Source organism: Thauera sp. ZXT1-4 (assembly GCF_052598215.2).
Genome location: NZ_JBQWSN020000056.1, coordinates 1 through 6,424, shown reverse-complemented (window position 1 = coordinate 6,424; position 6,424 = coordinate 1). Strand labels below are relative to the sequence as shown.

Here is a 6,424-nt window from a genome sequence, read left to right as displayed (position 1 = left end):
CTCGACCTCGCGCGCGGTGAGGTGTTTGCGGTCGTTCATCGTTTTGTCCAATGTTTGGCGAAAAAACGCGGCGCAAAGCCGCGCCGTTGCTGGGGGTGGGGTCTGGACATTAGACAAAATGGTTCATTTTGTCTAATCACGCCGCGCCATGCCCCTAAACGACCTCGTCGCCAGACCACTCATGGCAGACAGCGGCCAAGAGCGGTCCATCTGCTGTTCTTTGAAGCCGTCACTCAAAGGTCTACTTGGCTCTGAAACCTGCCGGATGACCTACTTCGGCAAGTGATGCATCACTGTTGCTTCGCGTGAGTGCCCGGTTGACGCAGGCCGACAAGAGGCCGCTTCGTCAACGACGTGTGCATGGTTTGCGGTGACCGGCATGCCTGACTACTGCTCTAATGACGTCCGGCATGCGATGAGGTACAGTATTACTAATTATTTCATGGTGGAGGGGCGCCATGTATCCCAAGGTCGTCAAGAAGATCGGGCTGTGCCTGTCGAAGCTGGAAAAAGTGACCCGGACTGGCGTCAAGGTTGCGGTGTCATGTGCAGCGATCACATTGGCAAGTCCGGCGCCCGTGTCCGCTGCGGACGAACTGCACGTATCGGCCCCGCTTCTGCTGCAAACCGCCGTGGATGAAGGCAGCTCGAAAGACTTTTTCGGCCATCGGTCGCACTACTCCCATCGGTCGCATTATTCCCACCGCTCGCATTACTCAAGTCGGTACTGAGTTCGCGCCAACTTTGGAGGTCAACATGAATTTCCTGCCGAAGGTGAAGAAGGGCCTCGCGTCCGTTCTATCGAAGACCGAGAAGGTCCGCAAAGCCGTCCTGGGTGTTGCGCTTGCCGCCACCGTGGCTCTCGCCACCGGCACGATGCCGAGCGACGCGAGTGCCGCCCAAACGACGGTTTCCGCGTCTTCGCCGGTTTTGCTGAGCGCCGCTCCGGAAACCCTGCCGGGCTATCACTATTCGCATTCGTCCCATTATTCGCATGCCTCGCACCAGTCTCACCAGTCGCACTTTTCGAGTCGGTACTAACTGATGCGTGATGTTTCGCCTTCAGCCCCTGCGGGGGCTGGTTTTTCCTGGAAGCTCGATGAGCTCGGGCAATTCGTGGTAGTCGAAATCGACGCGAGTCTGTTTGACCGAGCAGCGATCTTCAAGACTGCTTACTGGGGCACGGAACGGGCGTTTTTGTACCTCACCCAGGACAAGGACGCTGGGCGCATCTACGCAGAGCTGCGTCCCAAGAAACCGGATGCGACCGACCTTGAAACGGTGGCCCGTGAGTTCTGCAATGCGCTGATCGACCAGCAGACACGCCAGATCGTCCTGCGGGAAACCAGCGCTGAGCGCGATGTCCTGCTCACCAAGGCATTTGGCGCAGGCCGAGGCCACCTCGATCTAGCCGAGATCGCGTGATATGGACATCGTTCGTGTCATCGACCATGCGCTGTATCCGCGCAAAGCGATCAGTGATGCTCGCGCCGCCTACAAGGACTACTGCACCGTCAGGGTGGAGCCGCTAGCAGGCGACTGTGCGCGGCTGACGATCTCGGTCCTGTCCAAGCACGCAGCCGACAGCCGCGAAGTTCTGCTGAGTTTTCTGAATTACGCGCTGGATAAAGCTGCGGAGTTGCACCTTCAGGCCGAATGAGGCCTTGAGCACTTCCCATGGCCAATACCCAATTTGAACCCCTGGAAGCGTTTCAGCCTTCAGGGGGCTACAAGCTCATGCCCTTCAGGTTTCAACGCTGGCCAGATGGTCGAGCGTTCCTGACGAACAATGCAGGCGAGCACCTGATTCTCACACCGGATCAGTTTTCCCAGTTCGTGGGCGGCAGCCTGCCCCCCTCTTCTCCCCCGTACATGGACCTGCTTGCGCGCCAGATGCTGCGCGACAGTTCTGGTTCCTGGGGTGAAGACGTTCTGGCCTCAAAGTGGTTCACGAAGAAGTCGTTTCTCGACGGCTTCACGAAGCTCCACATCTTCGTCACGACACTGCGCTGCAACCAGTCGTGCCCCTACTGCCAGGTGTCGAGGCAGGGCGAGGCTGCCGACCGCGGTGCTTTCGACATGTCGCCGGAGGTGCTCGACCGTTCCATTCGCTTCATGCTCGCGGCCCCCACCGATCGCGTCACAATGGAGTTCCAGGGCGGTGAGCCGCTCGTGCGGTTCGATCTCTTGCAGGAAGCAGTTTCACGCGCCAAAGCGCTCAATGCGAACATCGGCAAGCAGATCGATTTCGTGCTGTGCACGAACCTGTCGATCTTGGAGGATAAGCACCTCGACTGGTGCCGCGACGAAGGTGTCATCATCTCGACGTCGCTCGATGGGCCTCAATACCTCCACGACAAGAACCGACCGTTCGGTAATGGCAAGCCAACGCACGAGGCCGTCACGCGCAATATTCGTCGGGCTCAGGAAGCCCTCGGGAAGCACTCGGTCTCTGCGCTCATGACCACGACGCGGGCAAGCCTCAAATACCCGAAGGAAATCGTGGACGAATACTTGCGCATGGACATGGGGTCCCTCTTCGTGCGCGAGCTGAACCCATACGGTTTCGCCATCAAGAGCGCCGGGGCGCTTGCTTATTCCTCGGACGAATTTTTTGCCTTCTACAAGCAGGTGCTGGACTACATTATCCAGATCAATCGCGACGGTCGGACCTTCTCGGAATCGTTCGCCTCGATGGTGCTCACCAAGGCCCTGACCCCCTGGACGATCGGTTTCGTGGATCTCCAGTCGCCCGCTGGGGCCGGCTTCGGTGTCTGCGTGTACAACTACGAAGGCGACGTCTATGTCTCCGATGAGGCGCGCATGCTCGCCGAGTCTGGCGACCCGACCTTCCGCCTCGGAAGTGTTCTCGAAGACAGCTACGACGACATCTTTTTCGGCGAGACGATGCAGACGCTCGCTGCTTCGGCATGCTCCGAATCGCTGCCCGGCTGTTCCGACTGCGCCTACCAGCCTTTCTGTGGCGCGGATCCGGTGCGCAATTACCGCACCCAGGGTGACCCGTTCGGTATCCGCCCGGCGCCGGGAAGCTTTTGCCGACGTAACAAGCAGGTGATCGAGCACCTGATGCGCTTGGTCGACGGCGCCGACGATGACCTGCGGCGGATCTTGTGGGCATGGGTGAACCGCGACGACGTACAACGGCTCAAACTGCCGGACTGACTCTCATGGAACAGATCATTACCCTGCGCCGCAAGGCGAGCCACACAACGGGCATTACAGAGCGCCGGCTCGGCCGGATCGTCTTCTCGCCTCAGGCCGCTGCACAGCGCGCCGATGAATTCCTGTTGGTGCGTAAATCGGATCCCGCCGTCGGCGCGAATGACGCCGCCGGCTTTGCCGCGATCCTGGTTGAGGACGGCGCCGAACACCTCGTCCCCGATGGATTGGGAGTGCCGGTGTTGTCCGGCTTGTCGGAGCTCGCCACGGTTAGCCCGAACAGCATCATTGCCGTCTCACCGAACGGCTTTACGCATACGCTCTATCGTCCGGAATCGCGCTTCAATGCGATCTTCGCGACCGGGCAATGCAACAGCAACTGCTTGATGTGTTCGCAGCCACCTGCGGATGATGACATCCCGTCGTTGATCGATGAGCACTTGCGGCTACTCGATCTGATCCCTTCGCCGCCGGAGAGCTTTGGGATCACCGGGGGCGAACCGACACTCCTCGGTGACGGCTTGGTGCGCATCCTCGACGAGATCAAGCAGCGCTTCCCTTCTGTTGCGCTCACGATGCTGACCAATGGCAGGACCTTTTCGGATCCGGCGCTTGTGCGCAAGCTCGCGGCGGTGGTCCCCAACGACTTCCTCGTGGCAATCCCGCTCTACGCCGATACGCCGTCCATCCACGACTGGATCGTGCAGGCCAAGGGTGCATTCGCCGAGACCATGGCGGGGCTCTATAACGCCGCGCGGTACCGGCTTCGCGTTGAGATCCGCGTTGTGCTACACATGCAGACGATCCCCCGGCTCGTGCCCCTCATGGACTTCATCTACCGGAACCTGCCCTTCGTGAGCCATGTTGCCCTGATGGGCTTGGAAAACATGGGGTACGTGAAGAAGAACTGGGACGAGCTATGGATCGATCCGCTCGACTACGCGGACGAACTCACCGAGGCCGTGCGGCGCATGCACTATCGCGAAATGCAGGTCTCGATTTACAACTTGCCGCTGTGTGTCGTTCCCAAACCCGTGCGGGCCTTCGCCCGGCAGAGCATTTCCGACTACAAGAATCTGTACCTGGAAGAATGCGATGGATGCACGCTGAGGGCCGAGTGTGCCGGGCTCTTCGCATCGTCAAAGGAACGGCATAGCCGGGGCATCCAGCGGCAATAGGACAACCACGGGCGGGACGTCCCGCCCGCGCCAGGCTAGCTTCGCGATTGATTGCCGAGCGGCAGGAATCTTTACCATTCCTGCCTGACGCGGCCAGCCCAGCCACCGTCAGCCGTGGCCGAGCTACTGTCCCTATGCAGTCACGTTGGGCGACTGCTCCACTCAGATACCTGCCGTTGATCCGCCGAGGTGCGGAATGACCGCAACGGGTCGGATCCAGCCGTTCCTTCCCCGCGGGACCTTCCAGGCTTCCATCGCGCTGTGCGAGACATTGGACAGTCGACGCCGTTTCGTCCAAAGCACGTATTACAACGCCCCCTGTCTCGGGGACTTTGATCTCAGGCATAGCTCATCCTGCCCCGTGCCAGGTTTGAGTACGCCCGAGTGCATCAGAAAGTCCGTGATGCTCTTGGCCTTCGTCCCAGGCGGAACCTCCTGAAGTCTGTACTCCCCGAGATGCGCCGCAAGGGCGCGTCGGATCAGCATCTCGGGCGTGATGCCCAACTCGGCGGACCTCGCCTCGATGTGCTCCGGCGTCGTCTCATTGTCCGAGAACGAGACAGTGAAGACTTTTGTCATGATTGCCCTCTCCGTGAGTCCCGAATCAGTATCGCTTCGAAGCAAACGACGATCAAGCCGGTGGCTGTGGTCTACCCACAGGGGTGCTCCATACCTCCAAGCCACGGGGGGATACCACCAACCGGGCAGTGCCTGTGGGTGCGCTCGTCAGCGGCCAGCAGCAGCCGGCCGACCTGCTGGCAAGGTCTTCCTTTTTGTGTGATACGCCACAAGGCCTCGCATCACTGCCTCCGGGTAGCTACGGCCTTGAACAACGACATCGTCAATTTTGCAGGTCAGTTCATGCCCTTTCCAGACGAGGTCTGCCCTGACATCGGCCGCCAGCTGGAAGGGCAAGAGTACGGTTTCATCTTGCCAGCTGGTCCATTCGACCTTTTCGAAGCCCGTGTTGCTCATCGCCCATCGAGAAATGCACAAAGAGCCATTGTTATAGATCGCGAACGGGCCTTGCGGTGAGCCGACTACGTCGATCCCACAGGCCTTCAAAAAGGCGTACTCCAGCTCTCCGCCACTCAAGCGCTCAGGTCTCTCGTTCATTTCCACCTCCACAAACAGCACAACATTCTAGGCCCTAATGTACCTTTAAAGGTAGCACATTTTGAGGTGTAGAACATGCACGCGTGCACTCTGACACTGCACGGATGGCGCAAAAACCACTTACACAACAAGACCAGCGAATCGCAGCACTCGGCCTTGCCGTCCGGGATGCACGCCTTCAAGCGGGGATCTCTCAAGAGAAGCTTGCCGAAGCAGCCCTGCTACACCGAAACGTGATCGGCCGCGTCGAACGCGGAGAAACAATCGTGACGATCAGTACGTTGTTCGGCATTGCGGACGCACTGGGCGTATCTGCCTCGTCTTTACTGCGTGGTGCAGAACAACTGAAAAATGAACCTCTCCACCCAAGCCGTTAACCGGCTATGGGTAGCCAACGCTGAATGCAGTGGTGCTTCTGAAGCACTGCAGTCGGATGACGTCGATGCAGACACACGGCGGGACTGAGGCCGTAAGCGACCCAGAAGGCGTCACTGGCCGCACGATACGGGAAGACCCGCCAGAAGGTTGAACGCTGACTGGGCGAGCCGTACGTTTCCGACAGTTCTCACGCTCTCCACCTGTTCCCCGACTGATCAGGACAGCTCACCGCCGATCGGATGAGCATCAAGCCACTCCCGATCCTCTGTCGAAATTTCGGCTGAAGCGTTGCACTGAGCGAGCAGCTCATCGAGGGTATAAAGCGGCTGAGCTGTCGGTTCGATCGTCAGACGGTCATTTTTGACGGCCATTCCGACCTTGTGTTGGTTGGTCGTGTGCATGCTTGTTCCATTCTGCCAATCAATGGGGCAACGCATAGGCGAAGCCCAAACGAATACTGGCTGCGCTCAGGCGCCGATCGCGCGTCCAGAGCCGGGTACCCGGTGATAGCTTGGTAGCTGCCAGCAGGTGCGCATCGGTATAGCCGACGCCCAGCCCGAAGAGGGCGTGAT

At 59.5% G+C, this 6,424-nt stretch carries 10 protein-coding genes; 7 read left to right on the top strand and 3 right to left on the bottom strand.

What is annotated here, in order from left to right; all coding sequences use genetic code 11:
- Positions 1-458 precede the first annotated feature (458 nt).
- From ACUH78_RS18500 to hxsC, 6 genes are all read left to right on the top strand, one after another.
- Entirely contained in the window at positions 459-731 is a 273-nt protein-coding gene (locus ACUH78_RS18500) for a hypothetical protein (protein WP_445334366.1), read from the top strand.
- Between the two features lie 25 nt (positions 732-756).
- A complete protein-coding gene (locus ACUH78_RS18495; protein WP_445334365.1) occupies positions 757-1,041 on the top strand; it encodes a hypothetical protein in 285 nt (94 codons plus the stop codon).
- 75 nt (positions 1,042-1,116) lie between these two features.
- Positions 1,117-1,425 carry a His-Xaa-Ser system protein HxsD gene (hxsD, locus tag ACUH78_RS18490; protein ID WP_445334364.1) on the top strand — a complete coding sequence of 103 codons (309 nt, stop codon included), beginning with the start codon at positions 1,117-1,119 and terminating at the stop codon, positions 1,423-1,425.
- Between the two features lies 1 nt (position 1,426).
- Complete coding sequence (locus ACUH78_RS18485) at positions 1,427-1,660, top strand: hypothetical protein (RefSeq protein WP_445334363.1); 234 nt, start codon at positions 1,427-1,429, stop codon at positions 1,658-1,660.
- 17 nt (positions 1,661-1,677) lie between these two features.
- A complete protein-coding gene (hxsB, locus tag ACUH78_RS18480) occupies positions 1,678-3,183 on the top strand; it encodes a His-Xaa-Ser system radical SAM maturase HxsB (protein WP_445334362.1) in 1,506 nt (501 codons plus the stop codon).
- 5 nt (positions 3,184-3,188) lie between these two features.
- Positions 3,189-4,358 (top strand): His-Xaa-Ser system radical SAM maturase HxsC, encoded by a 1,170-nt coding sequence (hxsC, locus tag ACUH78_RS18475; protein ID WP_445334361.1) that lies wholly within the window; start codon positions 3,189-3,191, stop codon positions 4,356-4,358.
- Positions 4,359-4,664: 306 nt separating this feature from the next.
- On the opposite strand, the gene ACUH78_RS18470 is transcribed toward hxsC, so the two are convergent.
- Positions 4,665-4,937, bottom strand: a complete 273-nt coding sequence (locus tag ACUH78_RS18470) for a hypothetical protein (RefSeq protein ID WP_445334360.1) — start codon at positions 4,935-4,937, stop codon at positions 4,665-4,667.
- Between the two features lie 147 nt (positions 4,938-5,084).
- Positions 5,085-5,474: a hypothetical protein gene (locus ACUH78_RS18465; RefSeq protein ID WP_445334359.1), complete on the bottom strand. Its 390-nt coding sequence runs from the start codon at positions 5,472-5,474 to the stop codon at positions 5,085-5,087.
- Positions 5,475-5,557: 83 nt separating this feature from the next.
- On the opposite strand from ACUH78_RS18465, the gene relB reads away from it, so the two are divergent.
- Complete coding sequence (gene relB, locus ACUH78_RS18460) at positions 5,558-5,851, top strand: type II toxin-antitoxin system RelB family anti-toxin (protein ID WP_445334358.1); 294 nt, start codon at positions 5,558-5,560, stop codon at positions 5,849-5,851.
- A gap of 216 nt (positions 5,852-6,067) precedes the next feature.
- On the opposite strand, the gene ACUH78_RS18455 is transcribed toward relB, so the two are convergent.
- On the bottom strand, positions 6,068-6,253 hold the full coding sequence (locus ACUH78_RS18455; RefSeq protein WP_020686161.1) for an AbrB/MazE/SpoVT family DNA-binding domain-containing protein: 186 nt from the start codon (positions 6,251-6,253) through the stop codon (positions 6,068-6,070).
- Positions 6,254-6,424: the final 171 nt, after the last annotated feature.

Excerpts from the sequence above, each read along its gene's own strand:
- hxsC (WP_445334361.1), top strand. The coding sequence starts at position 3,189 with ATGGAACAGATCATTACCCTGCGCCGCAAGGCGAGCCACACAACGGGC.
- ACUH78_RS18495 (WP_445334365.1), top strand. The coding sequence starts at position 757 with ATGAATTTCCTGCCGAAGGTGAAGAAGGGCCTCGCGTCCGTTCTATCG.
- hxsB (WP_445334362.1), top strand. The coding sequence starts at position 1,678 with ATGGCCAATACCCAATTTGAACCCCTGGAAGCGTTTCAGCCTTCAGGG.
- ACUH78_RS18455 (WP_020686161.1), bottom strand. The coding sequence starts at position 6,253 with ATGCACACGACCAACCAACACAAGGTCGGAATGGCCGTCAAAAATGAC.
- ACUH78_RS18465 (WP_445334359.1), bottom strand. The coding sequence starts at position 5,474 with ATGAACGAGAGACCTGAGCGCTTGAGTGGCGGAGAGCTGGAGTACGCC.
- ACUH78_RS18485 (WP_445334363.1), top strand. The coding sequence starts at position 1,427 with ATGGACATCGTTCGTGTCATCGACCATGCGCTGTATCCGCGCAAAGCG.
- ACUH78_RS18470 (WP_445334360.1), bottom strand. The coding sequence starts at position 4,937 with ATGACAAAAGTCTTCACTGTCTCGTTCTCGGACAATGAGACGACGCCG.
- ACUH78_RS18500 (WP_445334366.1), top strand. The coding sequence starts at position 459 with ATGTATCCCAAGGTCGTCAAGAAGATCGGGCTGTGCCTGTCGAAGCTG.